The following is a 21051-nucleotide window of genomic DNA, read 5'->3' on the forward strand; positions in this document are numbered from 1 at the left end:
CAGGCAGTTTTACCGGATGGCGGACAAAAGCGCAAACCATCCGGTAACTTTTCCTCATTTCAGCGCAGCAAGCTCTCGCAGCGCCTGCGCATCGCGGGCCGAAACATCGGGATAGTCCGGATCCGAGCCGACGTCCCGGGTGATTTTCCAGGAGCGGGCACATTTCTGGCCTTCGGCGAGCTTCGGCTCGACCGCGACCTTGGTGCCATCGTCGAGGCGGAAGGCTTCCGCCGGGCCTTCGCCTGCAACCACCTTAATATCGGAAGTGATGCAGATCTCGGCGAAGTCGAGACCTTCAAGCGCCTTGATCAGGTCGCTATCGGCAATGTGGACGACCGGGGCTGCTTCCAGCGAGGAGCCGATGCGCTTTTCCTTGCGCTCGACTTCCAGCGCGCCGGTGACGGCACGGCGGACCGTACGCACGGCCTTCCACTTTTCGGCCACCGCCTCGTTCGACCAGTCGACCGGGATTTCCGGGAACTGTTCGAGGTGGACGGATTCCGCCGAGGGATCACGCGAGAGCCATGCCTCTTCGGTGGTAAACGGCATCATCGGCGCAAACCACAGGACCAGGCAATCGAACAGCTTGCGGATGACGAAGAGGGCCGAGCGGCGCTTCAGGCTTGACGGAGCGTCGCAATAGAGCGTGTCCTTGCGGATGTCGAAGTAGAAGGCCGAGAGTTCGACATTGGCGAAATCGCTGAGAGCGCGGACGATGCGCTTGAAGTCGAATTCGTCGTAGCCCTTGCGCACGATCTGGTCGAGTTCGGCGAGCCGATGCAGCATCAGCTTTTCGAGTTCCGGCAGATCGGCATAGGCGATCTCGTCGCCATGGTCATGGGCGAGCGTGCCGAGCATCCAGCGGACGGTGTTGCGGATCTTGCGGTAGGCGTCGATATTGGTCTGGATGATCGTCTTGCCGAGACGCTGGTCTTCCCAGTAGTCGGTGTTCATGACCCAGAGACGCAGGATATCGGCGCCCGATTCCTTCATCACGTCCTGCGGCGTCACCGTATTGCCGAGCGACTTCGACATCTTGCGGCCGTCTTCGGCCATGGTGAAGCCGTGGGTGACGACGGCATTGTAAGGCGCACGGCCGCGCGTTGCGCAGCTTTCGAGGAGCGAGGAATGGAACCAGCCGCGATGCTGATCGGAGCCTTCGAGATAGACGTCGGCCGGCCATTTCAGATCCGGGCGGTCTTCCAGCGTGAAGGTGTGGGTGGAGCCACTGTCGAACCAGACATCGAGGATGTCGGTCACCATTTGCCAGCGCTCACCGTCATGCTCGGAACCGAGGAAGCGCTCCTTGGCACCTTCCGCGAACCAGGCATCGGCGCCCTCCTTCTCGAACGCCGCGAGGATGCGGGCGTTGACCGCCTCATCCTTCAACACATTGCCTTCGGCATCGGCGAAGACGCAGATCGGCACGCCCCAGGCGCGCTGACGCGACAGCACCCAGTCCGGACGCTGCTCGATCATGGCGCGAAGACGGTTCTGGCCGCCAGCGGGCACAAAGCGGGTCTCATCGATCGCCGACAGAGCGCGGCTGCGCAGCGTCGTGCCGTCGCCGAGTTCCTTGTCCATATAGACGAACCACTGCGGCGTGTTGCGGAAGATGACCGGCTTCTTGGAGCGCCAGGAATGCGGATAGTCATGCTTGATGCGGCCACGGGCGAAGAGATTGTTGGCTGCGATCAGGGCCTCGATGACGCGCTTGTTGGCGTCGCCCTTCTTGCCGTTGTCGTCGAGCACGCGGGCAGCGCCGCCTTCAGCCGAGGGCCCGAAACCGGGTGCGTCTTCGGTGTAGAAGCCGGCATCATCGACCGGGAACGGGATCTTGGTATCGATGCCGCGGGCGTCCAGCGCCTTGGCATGCCCCATCCAGGCGTCGAAGTCTTCGCGACCGTGCGATGGCGCGGTGTGGACGAAGCCGGTACCGGCGTCGTCGGTGACGTGGTCGCCGTCGAGCATCGGGACGGCGAAGGTGTAGCCGAGCGAAGCCAGCGGATGGGCGCAGGTGATCGCACCGAGTTCGGCACCGGTCACGTCGCGGACGAGCTTGAAGGTCACCTTGGCCTTGGTTGCGGTATCTTCGGCCAGACGCTTGGCGAAGATCAGCTTTTCGCCTGGCTGCGGGCCGAAATCGTTCGTGGCTTCGGTAATCTCATAGAGGCCGTATTCGATCTTGGACGAGTAGGAGATCGCGCGGTTACCCGGGATGGTCCACGGGGTGGTGGTCCAGATGACGACGGCAGCCGACTTCAGATCGGCGGCGCCCTCGACCACCGGGAACTTCACCCAGATCGTGTCGCTCTCGACCTCGGCATATTCCACCTCAGCCTCAGCCAGCGCCGTGCGCTCGACGACCGACCACATGATCGGCTTGGAGCCGCGATAGAGCTGGCCGGACATGGCGATCTTCAGGAGTTCGCCGGCGATGCGGGCTTCCGAATGGAAGGCCATGGTCGTGTAAGGATTGTCGAAATCGCCCTCGATGCCGAGGCGGCGGAATTCGTCCGACTGGATGTTGATCCAGCCTTGCGCGAAGTCGCGGCATTCGCGGCGGAATTCGTTGACCGGGACCTCGTTCTTGTCCTTGCCCTTTTCGCGATATTTTTCCTCGATCTTCCACTCGATCGGCAGGCCGTGGCAATCCCAGCCGGGCACGTAGTTGGCATCAAAGCCGCGCATCTGGAAGGAGCGGGTGATGACGTCCTTCAGCACCTTGTTCAGCGCATGGCCGATATGGATGTTGCCGTTGGCGTAAGGCGGGCCATCATGCAGGACGAATTTTTCGCGGCCGGCGGCGGAGGCGCGCAGGCGCTTGTAGAGCCCCATTTCCTTCCACTTCGCCGCCATTTCCGGCTCCTTCTGCGGCAGGCCTGCGCGCATCGGGAATTCGGTCTCGGGCAGATAGAGGGTCTTGGAATAATCGAGCTTTTCGGTGGTCTCAGTGCTATCGGTCATGGAGCCTTGCAATCGTCTCTGGCGCGTCTGCCGCGCATGCGAACGGGATATCGGAATGAGTGGTGGCGCTTGAGAAGCGCCGAAAACCCGGACCCTCCGGCAGCAGTCACTGCGCGCGGAAGGCCGGGCCAATAATTCGCAGGTCTATCATCAAGCGACGATATCGGGTCATGGTGGCGGTTGTTTAAGAGGTTTTCGCGGCAAAAGGAAGAGGCAAGATGCCCGCCGATGGACAGGCCGCGATGTCGTGCTAGACTGCGTGCATACCCTCATATCTATCCGCCATCACGTATGGAAGGAAGCATTGTGACACGCAAAGCGCTTCAGAAGATCGAGGAGAGTTACCTCCAGTTCCTTGAAAACAAGGTGTCCGAGGGACGCGCCGACCTTGCCGCCGGTAAAGTGGTTTCGGCGGAAGAGACCGAACGGCTGTTTTCCGCGCGGCGGCAAATAGCATTGAAACAGTGGCAACCATCCCAGGCAAACTAGGTGTTCGGCACTCAGCCCTTGGCTATGCCGTCGCGCCAGCACTGCCGCGACCCTATCTCCGTAATGCACCCCCCTCTGTCCTGCCGGACATCTCCCCCACATGGGGGGAGAGCGGATCATCGCATACGCTGTCTCCATTTACGGGCTTGCTTTCTGGAGGGCGCCGGCCACGCGCTGGTCTCCCCCCTCGTGGGGGAGATGTCCGGCAGGACAGAGGGGGGCAAGCAATCGAAAAGGCAAGTGGTTCGGCGCGGGGCTAAGACCATTCAGCCCTTGTCGGCTTCAACAGCTGCCCGCAGCGCGTCGTTGATGCGGTCCTGCCAGCCGGGGCCGTCTGCCTGGAAATGCTCCAGCACGGCACTGTCGATGCGCAGCGAGACGAGTTCCTTGGCCTCAGGCGCCGCGCGGCGCTCGATGGCGGGGGCGGCGGGTTTGGGTGCCGGGCGGAACAGGGCTTCGGCGGCATCCTTGGGATTGGTCGGGCGGCGGGCCATGGGCGCGGGCTTCCTGTTGTCTGGCCGGGCTTGCCGGTCCTGGTTTCAGTCGGAAATCTATCAGGGCTGCCGGACCGACCGGCACCTGCCCGTCAGAAGGCGATCTTTTCGTCCAGCGCGCCGATTGGCTTGACGCCGGTCAGAAGTGCACGTGCCTCCGCCTCGTCCTTGCGGATCTGGGCAACCAGCGGCTCGAGGCCCGCAAACTTCCATTCGTCGCGCAGGTGGCCGAAGAAGGAAACCGAGCAGATCTCGCCATAGAGATCGCCGGAGAAATCGAAGACGAAGGTTTCGAGCCAGGGATCCCCGTGGTCGGTCACTGTCGGACGATAGCCGAAACTTGCGACACCATCACGAATGATGCCATCGGCGCGGCGGAAGCGCACGGCATAGATGCCGGGCCTCAGCGTCGCTTCCGGCGGCAAGTGCATGTTGGCCGTGGGGAAGCCCAGCGTGCGGCCGAGTTGCTTTCCCTTCATCACCTCGGCCTCGACCGTGAAGCGATAGCCGAGCAGGCCCGCCGCCTGGGCGACATCGCCCTCGGCAAGCAGGGCGCGGATGCGGCTCGACGAGATCACCTCGGCGCCTTCGTCACGGAAGGCATCGACGAGGGTGACCCCGAAATCGTGCCGGCTGCCAGCCTCCATCAGGAAGGCCGGGCCTCCCTCACGACCCTTGCCGAAGTGAAAATCGAAGCCGGTGACAACTTCCTTGGCGCCGAGCCAGTCAACGAGGATGGCGCGGACGAAATCATCGGCTGAGCGCTGTGAAAATTCGCGATCGAAGGGGTATTCGATGACGGACTGGAAGCCCATGGCCTCCAGGATCCGGGCGCGGATCGGTGGCGGGGTCAGGCGGAACACGGGCTGATCCGGATTGAAGACGGAGCGCGGATGCGGCTCGAAGGTCAGCACAAGTGCCGGCACACCAAGGGCTTCCGCCCGCTCCAGCGCCCGGCTCAACACCGCCTGGTGGCCGCGATGCACACCGTCGAAATTGCCGATCGCCACCACGCCGCCGCGCAGCGCGGCCGGCAGGGGTTCCCTCTTCTCGTTGCGGTGGAAAACCGTCATGTTTGCCGTCGCCTCACGCCAGCCGGTGCATCCAGTATTGCGGCGCAACCTTCTCCTTGTCGAGGAAGAGATGAAGCTGCGCCTCGTCGGTCACGCCGGCCGTCGCATATTCGGCCGCGTGAATGCCGCCGGAAATATAGAGAAGGTCGAGACCGGCATCGACGGCGCCCTTGACGTCGGTCGGCATGCCGTCGCCTATGGCGAGAACGCGGACCTTGTCAAAATCTCCGCGCGCCTCGCGGGCCGCGGCAAGTGTCGCCTCATAGATCGGCTTGTGCGGCTTGCCGGCAATGCGGGTCTCGCCGCCGAGCGTGTCATAGAGAGCGGCGACGGCACCGGCGCAGGGGATGATGCGATGGCCGCGCTCGACCACCAGATCCGGATTGGCGCAGATCAGCGGTACTTTGCGCGCGACAAAGGCGGTGAGCATGTCGCGATAATCTTCCGGGGTCTCGACTTCGTCGTCAAAGAAGCCGGTGCAGACGACGCAATCGGCATCTTCTGCCGAAACCACCGTTACATCGAGGCCGTCGAACAGCGGCATGTCGCGCTCGGGGCCGAGCAGGAAGACCTTTTTCGGGCCGGCGGCAATCAGCGTGCGGGTCACGTCGCCTGATGTGACGATCCGGTCATAGGCGGTGTCGGGCACGCCGATGGCGCGCAGCTGCGGGATGACGCCGATGGCCGGACGCGGCGAGTTGGTAATCAGCACCACCGTCAGCCCCTTTTCGCGGGCCGCCGTCAGCGCTTCACCGGCCAGCGGGAAGGCGTCAATGCCGTTGTGCAGCACGCCCCAGACGTCACACAGGATGACGTCGTAAGCGTCCGTCACGTCGCCAAGGGTCGTTATGCTGCGGGCCATCTTCATTCCTGACTGCTCTATTGATGTCCGCTGACATGGCAAAGGTTTCCCCCCAAGGCAAGGGGCGAGGCCGAGACGGGCCGAATTTCGGCCCTCTCAGACAGCGAATTGCAAAAGGAGGCCAAGGATGGCGGCCACGGTCAGCGTCCGGCCGACGCCCTGGTGAAAGCGAAACAGCATCACGACGGAAACAAGGGCGATCAGCAGGATCCTGAGGTCAAGCGATGACCAGATCGGCCATGGCAACGTGGCGGCGACAGGGCCGAGCCTTGCGAATTCGACATTGGCGACCTCGCGGAAGAGCACATGCAGGGCAAACCAGATGGCGAGGTTGAGGATGACGCCGACCACGGCCGCCGTGATGGCAGACAGCGCCGCGGTGACCTTGGGGTTTCCACGCAGCCGTTCAACGTAAGGGGCGCCGGCAAAAATGAAGAGGAAGCTCGGGACGAAAGTGGCCCAGGCCGTGAGCACGCCACCCATGAGGCCGATCAGCAGCGGATCGAAGGAGCCGCTGCCGCGGAAGCCGGCGAGAAATCCGACATAGGAGAGCACGAGAACCAGCGGACCGGGCGTGGTTTCCGCAAGCGCCAGGCCATCCAGCATTTCGCCAGGCTGCAGCCATTGATAGTGCTCGACGCCCACTTGCGCCACATAGGCCAGAACCGCGTAGGCGCCGCCGAAGGTGACGAGCGCCATGCGCGAGAAGAAGGCCTGCAGCTCCGGCAGAGCGGTCTCGGGCAGCAGGAGGGAGAGCAGCGGCAGAGGCGCGAGCCAGACGGCAATCCAGACGATAGCGGTTGCAAATTGGCGACCGAGCGTCGGGCCGCTTCCGGCGGGCGGCGCAAGGTCGGTGCCGCCTGAGGGGCGGAAGCGGGCCTGAAGCAGGCCGATGGCTGCGGCGGTCAGGACGACGAGCGGAAAGGGCAGCGAAAAGACGAAGAGCGCGACGAAGGCGGCGGCGGCGAGCGCCCGGTGAAAGCCGGTCTTCAGAGCCCGTTTGCCGATGCGCAACAAGGCCTCGACGACGATCGCGAGCACCGCTGCCTTCAGCCCGAAGAACAGGCCGGTCACCATGCCGGTATCCTGGTAGAGCGCATAAAGCGAAGACAGGCCGAGAATGACGATGAGCCCCGGAATGACGAAAAGCAGGCCGGCGACGATGCCGCCCCGCACGCCATCCAGGAGCCAGCCGATATAGGTCGCCAGCTGCTGCGCCTCAGGGCCTGGCAGCAACATGCAATAGTTTAGCGCATGCAGGTAGCGGTCCTCATCGATCCAGCGCTTTTCCTCGACGCAGATGCGGTGCATCAGCGCGATCTGTGCTGCCGGACCGCCGAAAGAAAGGAAACCGATCCGGGCAAAGGCGGAGGTGAGATCGCGCATGCTTGGATAGGTTTCTGTCATGTCGTCCCTCGTCGCATTTCATTGCGGCGACTAGAGAGCGGCTGACCGTGTCACAGTCAAGTCAGCAGCCGGGCGCCCGAGCCCGATTTGCCGAGCTGATCGCCGCCATTGCGCAAGGGGCAGTCCTCCATCGACAGACATCCGCAGCCGATGCAGCCGTCCAGCCTGTCTCGCAACCCCAGAAGTTGCGTGATACGACGGTCGAGATCGGCACGCCAGGCCTCCGACAGCCGGCGCCAGTCCCTGACCGAAGGCGGCCTGTCATCGGGTAGCGTTGCAAAGGCCGCAGAAATTTCGGCAAGCGACAGACCGAGCGATTGCGCCACCTTGATCACGGCAACCCGGCGCAGCACGCCACGGGGAAAACGGCGCTGATTGCCGCTGCTGCGGATGGAATGGATAAGTCCTTCCCGCTCGTAATAATGCAGGGCCGAAACCGCGACACCCGCCCGGCGGGCCACCTCGCCAACACTGAGCAAAACGGGCGCCCTCGCCTTTTCCTCCAGCACGCATATTCCCCTTGACCTGAATTAAGGTTGAGGTTCTATCCCTCTCAGCTTCTCTGTTCAAATTCAAGGTCGAACATACATGGAGCTGATCATGCCGCACTCTTCCGCCCTGCCCGGGAATTTCCATCTTGCGGATCGCCCGACGGTGTTCCGGATCGACCGCTTCACCTGCCCGCGCATCCACTGGCCCGCCTTTTCAGAAAAACTGGCTTTCATCGACGAAGAGCTGCAGCAGCATCCCGATTGCCTGTTGACGCGGGTCGCGATGACCGAGCGCGACGATCTGGTCTATGTCGTCACGCTTGCAGAATGGATCAGCCGCGATGCCCTTCTCTCGGCGAAACGGGAAATGGCAGCGGCTTACGCCGACAAGGGCTTCGACCCTCAAGCCTTTATGGCTGAGCGTGGGATAACAGGCGAATTCGCCACCTTTGACACGATCGGCTTTTGAGCGATCCCCTCGCAGATCCCTGGAAACCTCGGAGACGCGAACCTCTTATCCGCCGCTATTTACGATAGGCGGCGGATTTTTTTGTCATCGCCTTGACTCGATCCGAGCCTATTCCTATCTGTGGGGCGCTGGCACTCGCCTCAGGGGAGTGCTAACAGTCATCCGATGCGATCCCTTGGGGATCGCGAGTGTCATTTGATCGAGGGATTAGACAATGGCAAGCACAACTTTCCGCCCGCTGCACGACCGCGTTGTAGTCAAGCGCGTCGAGTCTGAAGAAAAGACCAAGGGCGGCATCATCATTCCCGACACCGCCAAGGAAAAGCCGGCTGAAGGCGAAGTCATCGCCGTTGGTCCTGGCGCCCGTGACGAAAGCGGCAAGCAGGTTGCCCTCGACGTCAAGGTTGGCGATCGCGTCCTGTTCGGCAAGTGGTCCGGTACCGAAGTGAAGCTCGACGGCGTCGACCTCCTCATCATGAAGGAAGCCGACATCATGGGCGTTATCGGCTGATTGAAGCCAGACACCCGTCTTCCTCTTAACCAATTCAAAAATGGGCTAGATACCCGGGAGTTTTGAACATGGCTGCAAAAGAAATCAAGTTTGGCCGCACCGCGCGCGAAAAGATGCTGCATGGCGTCGACATCCTCGCTGACGCCGTGAAGGTTACCCTCGGCCCGAAGGGTCGTAACGTCATCATCGACAAGTCCTTCGGCGCTCCGCGCATCACTAAGGACGGCGTTTCCGTCGCCAAGGAAATCGAACTGGAAGACAAGTTCGAGAACATGGGCGCGCAGATGGTCCGCGAAGTCGCTTCGAAGACCAACGACATCGCCGGCGACGGCACCACGACCGCAACCGTTCTTGCCCAGGCCATCGTTCGCGAAGGCGCCAAGGCTGTTGCTGCCGGCATGAACCCGATGGACCTGAAGCGCGGTATCGACCTGGCTGTTGCAGAAGTCGTCAAGGACCTGCAGGCCAAGGCAAAGAAGATCTCGACCTCGGCTGAAGTTGCCCAGGTCGGCACGATCTCCGCAAACGGTGACACGCAGGTCGGTAACGACATTGCTGAAGCCATGCAGAAGGTTGGCAACGAAGGCGTCATCACCGTCGAAGAAGCCAAGACCGCTGAAACCGAACTCGAAGTCGTCGAAGGCATGCAGTTCGACCGCGGCTACCTGTCGCCCTACTTCGTGACCAACCCGGAAAAGATGGTTGCCGATCTCGAAGACGCATTCATCCTCCTGCACGAAAAGAAGCTCTCGAACCTCCAGGCCATGCTGCCGGTTCTCGAAGCCGTGGTCCAGACCGGCAAGCCGCTCGTCATCATCGCTGAAGACGTCGAAGGCGAAGCTCTTGCAACGCTCGTCGTCAACAAGCTGCGTGGCGGCCTGAAGATCGCTGCCGTCAAGGCTCCGGGCTTCGGCGATCGCCGCAAGGCCATGCTGGAAGACATCGCGATCCTGACCGGTGGTACCGTGATCTCGGAAGACCTCGGCATCAAGCTCGAGTCTGTCACCCTCGACATGCTCGGCCGCGCCAAGAAGGTGTCCATCACCAAGGAAAACACCACGATCGTCGATGGTAACGGCCAGAAGTCGGACATCGAAGGCCGCGTTGCCCAGATCAAGGCGCAGATCGAAGAAACCTCTTCGGACTACGACCGCGAGAAGCTGCAGGAGCGTCTGGCCAAGCTCGCCGGTGGCGTTGCCGTCATCCGCGTCGGCGGCTCGACCGAGATCGAAGTCAAGGAGCGCAAGGACCGCATCGACGACGCGCTGAACGCAACCCGCGCTGCCGTTCAGGAAGGCATCGTTCCTGGCGGTGGTACCGCTCTCCTGCGTTCGTCCACGAAGATCACCGTCAAGGGCGTCAACGACGACCAGGAAGCCGGTATCAACATCGTTCGCCGCGCGCTGCAGGCTCTGGTTCGCCAGATCGCCACCAACGCTGGTGACGAAGCTTCGATCATCGTCGGCAAGATCCTCGACAAGAACGAAGAGAACTTCGGCTACAACGCCCAGACCGGCGAATTCGGCGACATGATCGCCATGGGTATCGTCGATCCGGTCAAGGTTGTCCGCACGGCCCTGCAGAACGCAGCTTCGGTTGCCTCGCTGCTGATCACCACCGAAGCCATGATCGCCGAACTTCCGAAGAAGGAAGCTGCCGGCGGCATGCCGGGCGGCATGGGCGGCATGGGCGGCATGGACATGATGTAAGACCCACCGGGTCTTACGATCAGGTCCATCAAAGCCGCCCATCACCTAAAGTGCTTCAGTGCGGCAAGCGCGCTGAAATGGCGGCATGGACATGATGTAAGACCTTCGGGTTTTGCATCTGAGCCAACCGGTTCAATTACGGAAAGGGCGGTCGCGAGGCCGCCCTTTTTTGTTACGCATCGGCCCGGCCGAATGCCCCCCTAGATCTCACTCTTCACGTTCTAGTTCCTGAGAACCGTGCAATAGCCACCTGCAGCCCGGATCTCGGCGCAGAGCTTGTTCGCTTCGGCGCGGGTTTCGCGGCCGATCCTTGCGGCGTAGCGGGGGCTGTAGCCGAAATTGCCGCCGCGCTGGCGCACGATGAGAGCGCGCTCGGCATTGAGCGGTGCCGGCAGCCGGCTGATGGCGCGGGTGAACAGCTGATCGACCACGGCTGGCCGGAAATGCGCGGCCAATTGCACGCCCCAGGGTGCCCAGTCGGCCGAGCCTGCAAAGACCGGCTCCTTCATCCGGCGCTTGTCGGCGAGCACCACGCAAGCATCTTGAAAACTCGCGGCTTCATCAAGCGCCGGCGCCACGATCTCCGGTGGCTTGTCCCGCCACATCTCGACGGTTGCACCGGTGATGGCGAAGACATAATCGCGCGTTTCAATGGGCAGACGTTCGGTGGTGAGGAACCGGGACAACCCGTTTTCGCCGGCATTATAGGCCGCGGCAGCAAAGCCGAAATTGCCGAAGCGCGTTTTCAACTCGCCAAGATAGGCGGCGGAGGCATCGAGCGCGTCCAGCACGTCAAAGCTGTTCGACAGCCCGCGCATGCGCGCCGTGCCGGGCATGAACTGGGCGATGCCTTCCGCCCCTTTCGGACTGACCGCCTCCGGCCTGAAAAGGCTTTCCCGCCAGATCAGGCGCGCAAAAAACGCAGGCGGCACCTCATGTGCCAGCGAGAAATGTTCGATCGCACCGCAGAGATCGGCGTTGAACGTGTCCCGCCTGATGCACAACGAAGATGACCCGTAGGTGCCCTCGTAAAGACATTCCGGCTCATCGGCGGACGGCTCGGCCCGCGCGCTAGACGACGCGGCTGGAGCCGCGATCGCAAAAACGGCACTTGCCACAAGCAGGGTCCGCCGCGTGACATTCCTCCAGATTTGCATCCTCGTCGATCGCCTCATGGTTCCGATCCTATTCGCTTTCGCCAACAGCGCAATCGATCCGCCCATTCCATCTTGCGCAACGTAACGCTCCCTGGGTGGTCCGGTCGACCCCGTGGCCTCATGCTTTGCGACATTGCGTTGAACAGAATCAGCGCCCCGACAGGACAGAAATCATATCGGCATAGCGTCTCGACGGCTAAAATTTGCCAGCCGGCGCCGCCACGGGCAGCAACTTGCGCCATTCATTGCCAGATATTGCGCGGCTTTCCACCTGAACACAGTGGCGGCTTTTCCCACCCTCATACGTGGCAGGCCATTTTCAACGTCTATGCGCCGTGATATCGGTAAGCATCACGTCGCTTTCCCGGCTGTCGGCCAATGACACCGGGCACGGTCTATCCGAATGCTGCTGGGGCCTTCGGAGGCCGGGACTTGCAAACAGGGGTTTTGCGTTTTGGAGGTGGCGTCGTCGAGGGATGGGCTTGGCGTCGCAATATTGGGGAACCGTGGTCGGGCATGCTGATGCCCACTCTAGGTGCCCGATTCCGCTGCAGGATTTGGGGAAAACAGTGTTTAAGATTGCAAATGCGCAGACCGAAAGGAGCAATCCGTTTGATTGCCCCGTGACAGACGATGGCTTCCTGACCATGGAAGCCTGCCGCTTTGGCATATCGGAACACTGGACTGGAAATCTGACAAATGGATTGCTGAAGCTGGGCGATCGCGCACGCGAGCTGCATGGTCTCGACACCGCGGAAATCGGCTTGCTCACGATGATGAGGTGCTACGACCCGATCGACCGCGCCCATATTCTCAAGCTCTTCGAGCAGGCCGCGACACAGCCATCCCGATTCTGCTATTCGACCACGATTGTCATCGCAAATGCGCAGAGGCGGCCTGTGTTCTGCATCGGAGAGTCCGCAGCGTTTGAAGGAAATGGCGGTGAGATCGGGGGAATGTTCATATTCCCGCGCTTTCACCTTTCGGCGGTCGGCGCTGCCGATAACGATTGATCGCAAGCGATACGGCGTGCAGCGCGATCACGATTAGTTTGTTTCGGATTATTGAACAATCAGTCAAGATTTGTCCACCTATTCAGACCAACGCCAAACCGGCATGTATAGGCCACGCAATCCCTGAAACGGAGCCTTCCATGTCGTCCACGAACAATGCCCTTCTCGTTCTCGCTCGTATCCTCCTCTCCTTCATGTTCATCATGTCGGGCTTCGGCAAGCTGGCCGACCCGAGCGGTACCGCTGGCATGATCTCCGGCGCCGGCTTGCCCGCTGCCGACCTTCTGGCCTATGCCGCTGGTCTCTATGAACTGGTTGCCGGCCTCTTCATCCTCGTCGGCTTCCAGACCAAGCTGACCGCCTGGTCGATCGCCCTGTTCTGCGTGTTCACCGGTCTCGTCTTCCATTCCGGTACCGTTGCCATCGAAGGCTGGCCGGAAGGCGCGCTTGGCTGGATCAACACGCTGAACCAGATCATGATGATGAAGAACATCACCCTGGCTGGCGGTTACATCGCGCTTGCCATCGTCGGCGCCGGCGCCTACTCGATCGACGCCCGCCGCGGTTCGACCTCCGCCGTCACCGCCTGATCCGTGCCCACACGGCAAAAAGAAACCCGCTGGAGCGATCCGGCGGGTTTTTTTCGTGTTCCCAAGTAAGTCTGTCCGAGGAGATACCCCCCTCTGTCACTTCGTGACATCTCCCCCACAAGGGGTGAGAGCAGAGGGAGTGCGCAGCGCCCGCCCCGATCGATCTCCCCCCTTGTGGGGGAGATGCCCGGCAGGGCAGAGGGGGGTCTGAAATGTCGAGCAATTTGGCCCTTAAAGCACGCCGCGCACCGCCTCGATGATGCGGCCGACCATGGGATTGCCCTCATGCTCCGGCTTCCTCGCCCGCACAAGGCAGGCCTCGGAGCGCAGAATGACGCCATCCGATAGCACTTTCAGGTGATTGGCGCGCAGCGTCGAGCCGGTCGACGTGATATCGACGATGATATCGGCCTGGCCGGCGGCAGGCGCACCTTCTGTGGCGCCAAGGCTCTCGACAATCCGGTAAAGCTGGATGCCATGGCTGCCGGAAAAATGCTGCTGCGTCAGGCGCCAGTATTTGGTGGCAATCGCCAGGCGTCGACCATGACGGCTGCGGAATTCAGCGGCGACATCGCCAAGATCGGCCATGGTATCGACATCGTGCCAGACTTCCGGCACCGCAACCACGACATCGGCATGGCCAAAACCGAGACGAGCGGCGATCTGGACGCGGCTATCCGCCTCGGCCAGTCCTTCGCGGATCAGATCTTCGCCGGTCACGCCGAAATCGACCGTGCCGTTACCGATTTCGCGGGAGATCTCCGAGGCCGAGAGATAGGCAATCTCGACATCGTCAAAACCTTCGACCCGACCGCGATAGGATCTATCATTGCCGACCGTGACGATCTTCATTCCCGCCTTTTCGAAGATGGCGGAACTGTCGTCCTTCATCCGGCCCTTGGAGGGCAGACCGATGGTGATGGTCATGAGGATGACCTTTCCGTTTCAATACGATCGAGCCAGAGCGAGAAACCGACGGCCGGAATGTGGCTTTCGGCACCCAGCAGCGTCAGCAGACGGTCGAAGCGTCCGCCACCGGCCAGCACTGCGGCTTGGCCTTGCACCGCCACCTCAAACACCAGTCCGGTGTAATAATCCAGCGGACGCCCGAAGGCGGCACGATAGGTGATGCGGCCCAAATCAACTCCGGTGCTGGAAAGAGCAGCCACCCGCTCATCGAAACGGGTAAGCGCTGGCCCAAGCTTCAGGCCGGCGGCATCGGCAAAGCCGGCAAGGGCTGCAGAGGCCTCGCCGAGCGGCAGCTCGAGCGAGAGGAACTCGCGCAGCAGGAGCAAAGCTGCGCCATCAAGCCGGGTTTGAGACAGCTCCAGCTTCTCCTTGAGGCGACGGGCGATCTCGGCCGGGGTGCGGCTGGCATTGGTGAGATAGCCGGTCTCCTGCATGGTGGCATCGATATGGGCGATCAGCGCCGCCTGATCACCGCTTGCCAGAAGCTCCGCGACCTCAGGCGCAAGGCCCGGAACCGGCGTCGGCGCTGCGAGCTTGCGCAACAGTTGCTCGATCTGAACCGGGTTGCCGAAGGCCTGAATCAACCGCTTCTGCCAGCCGCCCGGCAGGCCAAGCGCCTTGACCACGGCTTCGAATACGGCCTGATCACCAAGGGTAACGACAAGCGACTTTGCCGGCAGCAGGCGAGTGAGAATGGCCACGCTATCGGCAATCGCGCGCGCGTCGGCTTCTGCCGTGGCGCTATCGCCGAGATCCTCGATGCCGGCCTGATAGAATTCCTGGGCACCTTCCCGGCGCTGGCGGAACACTTCACCGAGATAGGCATAACGCTTCGGCGTTCCGGTCGCGGTCTCGATGTGGCGCAGGCAGACGGGGATGGTGAATTCGGGCCGCAGGCAAAGGCTTTCGCCGCGCTCGTTTTCGGTGAGGAAGATGCGGCGACGCAGGTCTTCCCCCGCCATGTCGAGGAACGGTGCCGCCGGCTGGATCACAGGCGTATCGACGCGGGTCGTGCCACGCGACGAGAATTCAGCCAAGATGGTACCGGCAAATTCCGGCATGTCTGTCAGGGGCATGAGATAACTCCGCTGAGGGTGCAGCACCCGCGTCTGTCACTTCGTGACATCTCCCCCACAGGGGGGGAGAGTGGTGGCTGTGCGAGCGGCCGGCCCCAACCCGCTCTCCCCCCGTGTGGGGGAGATGCCCGGCAGGGCAGAGGGGGGTAACCACGCGCTCTGGCATCAACTGCAGCGAATGACGATCTCAGCTTCTGCGACATACGCCAAACGGCCCAGCGCGCCTTATGGTAAGCGTTGCGGATCGAAAATGCCACGTGATCAATCATTTCCTTCGTAGATCGGCTGTTCGCTTTTGTAGTCCTTGGGTTGTGGTCCACTGCGATCTTCGGCCTGATGCTCCAGGATTTCCTTGACCTTGGCGACCAGCTCGGCTTCCGGAACCACAACCTGCGCCACACGGGCCTCACGCCACTCGGCATTGTCGGTGATCTCGCCGGACAGGCGCTTGCCCTCGATCAGGTCCTTGATCTGGACAACGCCTTGCACCCGCTCATCACCGCCCTGGATGATGGCGATGGGGGCGCCACGGCGGTCGGCATATTTCAGCTGGTTGCCGAACTTCTTCCAGTTGCCCTGGTACATTTCGGCACGGATGCCTTCCGCGCGCAGTTGCTGCGTGAAGCGCTGGTAGCGGCCCATGCTCTCGACATCGCCGTCCATGACGGTGACGATGACAGGACCGATCACCTCGTCCTGGCCGAGCTTGCCGAGGTTTTTGAGCGCCGTCATCAGGCGCGAGACGCCGATGGAAAAGCCTGTGGCCGGGACCGGCTGGCCCATGAAGCGTGAGACGAGGCCATCGTAGCGACCGCCGCCGCCAACCGAACCGAAGACGACCTTCTCGCCCTTTTCATTGGTGACGTCGAAGGTGAGTTCGGCTTCGTAGACGGGGCCGGTGTAGTATTCGAGGCCGCGAACGACGGAGGGGTCGATCTTGATGCGAAGCGAGCCATAACCAGCCGCGTCTGTAAGTGCGGCGATGGTCCGCAACTCTTCGATTCCTTGAAGGGCAGTCGCGTTGTCGCCTGCCACGGCCAATAGTCCCTCAACCGTTGCAAGGTTGTCCGTATAAAAATCAACTTCGCCTATCCGATAAGTCTGCATATCAGACACATCGCGACCAGCGTCTTTAACCGGGACACCGTGGGTCGTCCCGGTGGCAGTGATCGAAATATAGCGCGTCAGTTTAGCAATCTGATCCTCATTCAACCCCGCCCCCTTGGTAAAGTCGCCGGACTCGTCCTTGCGGCCTTCACCGAGCAGCAGCTTCACACCTTCAGGGCCAAACTTGTCGAGCTTGTCGATGGCGCGCAGCACCCCCAGACGCCGCCCCGCATTCTCCTCACCGCCGAGGCCAATCGCCTCCATGACGCCGTCCAGAACCTTGCGGTTGTTGACCCGGATCACATAGTCGCCGCGTTTGATGCCGAGCGCTTCCAGCGTGTCGGCCATCATCATGCACATTTCGGCATCGGCCTGGACGCCCGGCGCGCCGACGGTATCGGCGTCGAACTGCATGAACTGGCGGAAGCGGCCCGGACCCGGCTTTTCGTTGCGGAAAACATAGCCGGCGCGATAGGTGCGGTAGGGCAGCTGGATTTCCTGGAAATTCTCCGCGACATGGCGCGCCATCGGGGCGGTCAGGTCGTAGCGCAGCGACATCCACTGTTCGTCGTCGTCCTGCAGCGAAAAGACGCCTTCGTTCGGGCGGTCCGAATCCGGCAGGAACTTGCCGAGCGCATCGGTGTATTCGAAGAGCGGCGTCTCGATCGGATCGAAGCCGTAACGCTCGTAGACTTCGCGGATGGTCTCCATCATCTGGTTCGCGGCGCGGATATCGGCAGCCTCGCGATCGACAAAGCCACGCGGCAGGCGTGCCTTCAGCTTCTGGGGCTTCTTGTTCTTCTCGCTCATGATGACAACCGGATTTTCGTTTCAGAAAGGTGCGGGTGTCTTAGAGGAACAAGGTTTTGGCGGCAAGGGCGAAGGCGGGTCGAGGCCGCCGCGGGCGCTGGAAAAGGGACGGAGGGAATGGTATGTTGGCCGCCAAACCAGAGGTTGGACCGATGAACAAGCGCGTCACACTCGAGATGCCGGAAGAAATGCACCAGTTGATCGTCGAGTATGCCTCGGAGGCTGGCGCCGAACCAGACGATTATCTGCGCCAGATGATCCAGCGTGAACTTGAGAACCTTCAAGATCTGACCGCTGCCGAGGAAGCAATGAAGCGTATCCGGAGCGGCGAAGACAAGGTCGTGAGTTCAGAGGAATTTTGGCGTGGCCTGGACGATTGAGTATCGCCAGCCTGTCCGAAAAACGATGCACAAACTCGATCCCGTTCTTCGCCGCCGCATCAAGCAATTCTTGGAAGAGCGGGTTGCGACCAGCGACAACCCGAGGAGCCTTGGAGAACCACTCCAAGGTGGCCGACTCGGTTCCTACTGGCGTTACCGGGTCGGCGACTACCGGATCATCTGCGACATCCAGGATCACAAACTCATCGTGCTCGTGGTCGAGATCGGCCATCGCAGCTCCGTCTATCGGTAAGACATGATCCTCGAAGCCCTGAATTACGCCGCGACCTTTCCGCTGACATCTGCCGCCCATCGTCCGTTCATTCGCGCCTCCGTCGATCTGTGGGCGCGGGCAACCCGCTGTGCGAATGCCTGGGCGGAGCACGAGCGGCGGACAAAAGCGTCGATACTCTCTGCCGCCGGGAAATGCCGGCAGCGGCGCACAGTGGTCGTGCTCGGCTCGGGGCTGCTGCGCGACGTGCCGATCCTGGAGCTGTCGCGGCTTTTCGATACGGTCGTGCTGGTCGATCTCGTGCATCTCGCCAGCGTGCGGACCTGGATCGGCATCAAGGGCCTGAGAAATGTGCGGCTGATCGAGCGCGATCTTTCAGGCCTTGATCAGTGGCTTGCGGGCGAGACACCGGAACCGCTCGCCTTTCTGCGGCAGGTCCCCTATCTCGATCTCGTGGTCTCGGCCAATCTCCTCTCGCAGATTGGCGTTGGCGCTGCACGTCAACTTGGCGAAAAGGCGGATGCGGATGCCGTGATCCGCCAGTTGATCATGGCGCATATCGAGGGGCTGGCCCAGCTGCCCGCTGAGACCTGTCTCGTCACCGATACGAGCCATACAGTCATCGACCGGAAGGGCGTGCGCCACGACACCTGCGATCTGCTGCATGGCGTTAGCCTGGGACTTGCGCGGGAGGAATGGGACTGGCCAGTGATCCCGTTCGGTGAGAAGGACATGGACTATCAGATCGTGCATAGCGTCATTGCACGGTGATTGACGGTGAGGCGGTCTTGCTTTCGGAGGCAGTCTTGCTTTCGTCGGAATGGCGACCCATCTTCTCCGACATGAGATCGCTTGTCCGCCTCCTGCTGCTGATTGCGGCACTCGCCTATGGTGCCATGCCCATGACCGGCATGTCGGCCATGGCGATGCCGATCGCACACGGGACGAATGCCGGCGACCACCCGGCCGCTCCCGTTGCGTCGGCGATGACGGATATGGATTGCCCGCATTCGGGATCGCAGTTGACCCATGCCGGCACGGCGGACGGTTCCGGGGCGCCCGACAAGCCGATGAAGACGGTCTGGCATTGTGCCGCCTGTCTAACCCTTCCCGCCGATCTGGCTATGGACGACAGTGGCAAACCAGCCCGCGCGGCCGAAGCGCCAGCGCTTCCGGCAAGGCTCGTTTCCCAGATGTCGGCCCCCGTCACGCCCCCTCCCCGCGCCTGATCCGATGTCGTCGCTTAAGCTTTGGCTTTGCGCTTAACATTCATCGATCAGCACAGGAGATTTCAATGCTGAAGACAATTCTTATCGCGGCGTCGCTGACGACCGCAGTCTCGCTCTCGTCCATCGCAGTTGCACAGGATCATGATGCCCATGGCGGGCATCAGGGCCACTCCCTGATGGATGACAGCCCGTCGTCCAAAGCCTTCACCGAGGCCAATGCGAAAATGCATAAAGACATGGACATCGAGTTGACCGGCAATGCGGACGTCGATTTTGTCCGGGGCATGATTCCGCACCATCAGGGCGCAATCGACATGGCGAAGATCGTGCTCGAGCACGGCAAGGATCTCGAGATCCGCAAGCTTGCCGAGGAGGTGATCGCCGCCCAGGAAGGCGAGATCGCCATGATGAAGGAATGGCTGGCGAAAAACGGCCAATAGGCAGTTTCCGCCGCTTCCCGCAATGGCGCCATCAAGCGCCATTGCTTTGCCGTGCCAAGCGGTTAGTCTGCCACCCCTGGTCGAAAAGGAGGCGTCATGTCCAACCGCCCTGTCTCCGTGATCGGTTTCGATGCCGATGACACGCTCTGGCAGAACGAGCAGTATTACAAGCTGACCGAAAGCCACTTCCGCAGCCTGCTTGTCGACTACGCAGAAGGCGAGCAGGTGTCAGAACGCCTGCTGGAGGCGGAAAAGCGCAATCTTGCCCATTACGGCTTCGGCATCAAAGGCTTTACGCTGTCGATGATCGAGACGGCTCTGGATATTACCGAGGGACGTGCGCCCTCTTCCGTGATCAGCGAAATCCTTTCCATCGGACGGGATCTGCTGACCCATCCCGTCGAATGCCTGCCCCATGCACGGGATGCCCTGGAGGCGCTGCGCGGCCATTATTTTATCGTGCTGATCACCAAGGGCGATCTCTTCGACCAGGAGCGCAAGCTCGCGCAATCCGGCCTCGGCGACTATTTCGATGCGGTCGAGATCGTCTCCGACAAGAATGCCACCACCTATCGGCGGATCTTCGGCAAACATGGCGAGGGGCCGGAGCGCGCCATGATGATCGGCAATTCGCTGAAATCCGATGTCGTGCCCGCGATTGCCGCCGGCGCCTGGGGCGTGTTCGTGCCGCATGAGCTGACCTGGGTGCTGGAGCATGTCGACAAGCCGGAGGAGGCGCCGCGCTTTCGCGAGATCCCCGATCTCGGCCATGTGCCCGATCTCCTGGCCAGTCTCGCCTGATCAGGGCCGGACGAAGCTCTCCCGCAGACGCTCCGTCGGCTCGCGGCAGCAGCAACCCTCGATGTGGTCATTGACAAGTCCCATGGCCTGCATGAAGGCATAGACAGTGGTCGGGCCGACAAAGGTCCAGCCACGCTTCTTCAGATCCTTGGAGAGGCGGATCGAGGTGGGTGACGTGGGGTTTGCGCGCAGCGTGGCATAGTCCATGCGGGCCGGGCGTTCAGAAGCGTCAGGCTCGTAACTCCAGAAGTAACGAGAGAGGGAGCCAAACTCGCCCTCGAGATCGACGGCACGGCGGGCATTGTTGATCGTGGAGACGATCTTGCCGCGATGGCGGATGATGCCGGCATCGGCAAGGCATCTGGCGATATCATCATCCCCGAAATCGGCCACGGCGTGAAAATCGAAACCGGCAAAGGCTGCGCGGAAGTTTTCCCGCTTTCTGAGGATCGTCAGCCATGAAAGGCCGGACTGGAAGCCTTCAAGGCAGATCTTCTCGAAAAGTCTGATGTCGTCCGTGACCGGACGACCCCACTCCTCGTCATGGTAGCGACGATAGTCCTCAAGTCCGCCATGCCAGAAGCAGCGGTCGAGACCATCATCTCCCCGGATCAGGCCTTCTGCGATCATGTCCATGCGATTCTCCCCCGAACGGGAATCCGTTTACCATTTGTTCACGATTTTTCCAAACGCGCTGCTAACCCTGACCAGAGCTTTCCGGCTTCTTTCGCATTTTATGAAGATGCGTTTACCGGATGGCCGTGCCTGATCTGGC

Annotated in this window: 23 protein-coding genes; 12 read left to right on the forward strand and 11 right to left on the reverse strand. The window is 61.6% G+C overall.

The genetic code is table 11. The features are described from left to right. Positions 1–54 precede the first annotated feature (54 nt). Positions 55–2967 (reverse strand): isoleucine--tRNA ligase, encoded by a 2913-nt coding sequence (gene ileS / locus FAA97_RS11760; RefSeq protein ID WP_136598717.1) that lies wholly within the window; start codon positions 2965–2967, stop codon positions 55–57. A gap of 306 nt (positions 2968–3273) precedes the next feature. Between ileS and FAA97_RS11765 the strand changes: the two genes are divergently transcribed. Beyond that, a complete protein-coding gene (locus tag FAA97_RS11765) occupies positions 3274–3456 on the forward strand; it encodes a hypothetical protein (protein ID WP_136598718.1) in 183 nt (60 codons plus the stop codon). 266 nt (positions 3457–3722) lie between these two features. On the opposite strand, the gene FAA97_RS11775 is transcribed toward FAA97_RS11765, so the two are convergent. The 5 genes from FAA97_RS11775 to soxR form a co-directional block, all read right to left on the reverse strand. After that, positions 3723–3950, reverse strand: a complete 228-nt coding sequence (locus FAA97_RS11775) for a BrnA antitoxin family protein (RefSeq protein ID WP_136598719.1) — start codon at positions 3948–3950, stop codon at positions 3723–3725. 92 nt (positions 3951–4042) lie between these two features. Beyond that, entirely contained in the window at positions 4043–5023 is a 981-nt protein-coding gene (locus tag FAA97_RS11780; RefSeq protein ID WP_136598720.1) for a bifunctional riboflavin kinase/FAD synthetase, read from the reverse strand. A 13-nt stretch (positions 5024–5036) separates the two neighbouring features. Next, positions 5037–5885 carry a TIGR01459 family HAD-type hydrolase gene (locus FAA97_RS11785; protein ID WP_136598721.1) on the reverse strand — a complete coding sequence of 283 codons (849 nt, stop codon included), beginning with the start codon at positions 5883–5885 and terminating at the stop codon, positions 5037–5039. Between the two features lie 96 nt (positions 5886–5981). Beyond that, positions 5982–7292 (reverse strand): chromate efflux transporter, encoded by a 1311-nt coding sequence (chrA, locus tag FAA97_RS11790; RefSeq protein WP_136598722.1) that lies wholly within the window; start codon positions 7290–7292, stop codon positions 5982–5984. Positions 7293–7348: 56 nt separating this feature from the next. Beyond that, entirely contained in the window at positions 7349–7801 is a 453-nt protein-coding gene (gene soxR, locus FAA97_RS11795) for a redox-sensitive transcriptional activator SoxR (RefSeq protein WP_281281330.1), read from the reverse strand. A gap of 91 nt (positions 7802–7892) precedes the next feature. Here soxR and FAA97_RS11800 point away from each other — a divergent pair, with 91 nt between their 5' ends. From FAA97_RS11800 to groL, 3 genes are all read left to right on the forward strand, one after another. Continuing rightward, positions 7893–8252 carry a hypothetical protein gene (locus FAA97_RS11800; protein ID WP_136598723.1) on the forward strand — a complete coding sequence of 120 codons (360 nt, stop codon included), beginning with the start codon at positions 7893–7895 and terminating at the stop codon, positions 8250–8252. A gap of 214 nt (positions 8253–8466) precedes the next feature. Further along, the gene (gene groES / locus FAA97_RS11805) at positions 8467–8763 is read left to right on the forward strand and encodes a co-chaperone GroES (RefSeq protein ID WP_006726594.1); all 297 of its coding nucleotides are present in this window, start codon (positions 8467–8469) and stop codon (positions 8761–8763) included. 68 nt (positions 8764–8831) lie between these two features. Beyond that, positions 8832–10472 (forward strand): chaperonin GroEL, encoded by a 1641-nt coding sequence (groL, locus tag FAA97_RS11810; RefSeq protein WP_136598724.1) that lies wholly within the window; start codon positions 8832–8834, stop codon positions 10470–10472. 221 nt (positions 10473–10693) lie between these two features. Here the strand turns inward: groL and FAA97_RS11815 are convergent, their stop codons facing one another. Continuing rightward, positions 10694–11629 (reverse strand): lytic transglycosylase domain-containing protein, encoded by a 936-nt coding sequence (locus tag FAA97_RS11815; RefSeq protein WP_136598725.1) that lies wholly within the window; start codon positions 11627–11629, stop codon positions 10694–10696. A gap of 482 nt (positions 11630–12111) precedes the next feature. On the opposite strand from FAA97_RS11815, the gene FAA97_RS11820 reads away from it, so the two are divergent. Both FAA97_RS11820 and FAA97_RS11825 read left to right on the forward strand, forming a co-directional pair. Next, positions 12112–12642, forward strand: a complete 531-nt coding sequence (locus FAA97_RS11820) for a hypothetical protein (protein WP_246041422.1) — start codon at positions 12112–12114, stop codon at positions 12640–12642. Between the two features lie 140 nt (positions 12643–12782). Continuing rightward, on the forward strand, positions 12783–13232 hold the full coding sequence (locus tag FAA97_RS11825; protein WP_136598726.1) for a DoxX family protein: 450 nt from the start codon (positions 12783–12785) through the stop codon (positions 13230–13232). Between the two features lie 231 nt (positions 13233–13463). Here the strand turns inward: FAA97_RS11825 and hisG are convergent, their stop codons facing one another. From hisG to hisS, 3 genes are all read right to left on the reverse strand, one after another. Then, on the reverse strand, positions 13464–14159 hold the full coding sequence (gene hisG, locus FAA97_RS11830) for an ATP phosphoribosyltransferase (RefSeq protein ID WP_136598727.1): 696 nt from the start codon (positions 14157–14159) through the stop codon (positions 13464–13466). Further along, on the reverse strand, positions 14156–15277 hold the full coding sequence (locus tag FAA97_RS11835; protein WP_136598728.1) for an ATP phosphoribosyltransferase regulatory subunit: 1122 nt from the start codon (positions 15275–15277) through the stop codon (positions 14156–14158). The genes hisG and FAA97_RS11835 overlap by 4 nt, the downstream gene beginning before the upstream one ends. Positions 15278–15538: 261 nt before the next feature. Next, positions 15539–17194 carry a histidine--tRNA ligase gene (hisS, locus tag FAA97_RS11840; RefSeq protein WP_136598729.1) on the reverse strand — a complete coding sequence of 552 codons (1656 nt, stop codon included), beginning with the start codon at positions 17192–17194 and terminating at the stop codon, positions 15539–15541. A 152-nt stretch (positions 17195–17346) separates the two neighbouring features. On the opposite strand from hisS, the gene relB reads away from it, so the two are divergent. The 6 genes from relB to FAA97_RS11870 all read left to right on the forward strand — a co-directional run bounded on the left by relB (position 17347) and on the right by FAA97_RS11870 (position 20276). Further along, a complete protein-coding gene (relB, locus tag FAA97_RS11845; protein ID WP_136598730.1) occupies positions 17347–17574 on the forward strand; it encodes a type II toxin-antitoxin system RelB family antitoxin in 228 nt (75 codons plus the stop codon). Next, on the forward strand, positions 17558–17827 hold the full coding sequence (locus FAA97_RS11850; RefSeq protein ID WP_136598731.1) for a type II toxin-antitoxin system RelE family toxin: 270 nt from the start codon (positions 17558–17560) through the stop codon (positions 17825–17827). Before relB ends, FAA97_RS11850 begins: the two co-directional genes overlap by 17 nt. Positions 17828–17830: 3 nt before the next feature. Further along, positions 17831–18577 (forward strand): hypothetical protein, encoded by a 747-nt coding sequence (locus FAA97_RS11855; RefSeq protein WP_136598732.1) that lies wholly within the window; start codon positions 17831–17833, stop codon positions 18575–18577. 35 nt (positions 18578–18612) lie between these two features. Beyond that, positions 18613–19035: a hypothetical protein gene (locus tag FAA97_RS11860; RefSeq protein WP_136598733.1), complete on the forward strand. Its 423-nt coding sequence runs from the start codon at positions 18613–18615 to the stop codon at positions 19033–19035. A gap of 38 nt (positions 19036–19073) precedes the next feature. Further along, positions 19074–19475, forward strand: coding sequence for a CopM family metallochaperone (copM, locus tag FAA97_RS11865; protein WP_281281334.1), 402 nt, complete (start codon positions 19074–19076; stop codon positions 19473–19475). 96 nt (positions 19476–19571) lie between these two features. Beyond that, positions 19572–20276 carry an HAD family hydrolase gene (locus FAA97_RS11870; RefSeq protein WP_136598735.1) on the forward strand — a complete coding sequence of 235 codons (705 nt, stop codon included), beginning with the start codon at positions 19572–19574 and terminating at the stop codon, positions 20274–20276. On the opposite strand, the gene FAA97_RS11875 is transcribed toward FAA97_RS11870, so the two are convergent. Continuing rightward, the gene (locus tag FAA97_RS11875) at positions 20277–20906 is read right to left on the reverse strand and encodes a DNA-3-methyladenine glycosylase I (protein WP_136598870.1); all 630 of its coding nucleotides are present in this window, start codon (positions 20904–20906) and stop codon (positions 20277–20279) included. Positions 20907–21051: the final 145 nt, after the last annotated feature.

The sequence above is a fragment of the Peteryoungia ipomoeae genome (assembly GCF_004912165.1).
GTDB classification, from domain to species: domain Bacteria; phylum Pseudomonadota; class Alphaproteobacteria; order Rhizobiales; family Rhizobiaceae; genus Allorhizobium; species Allorhizobium ipomoeae.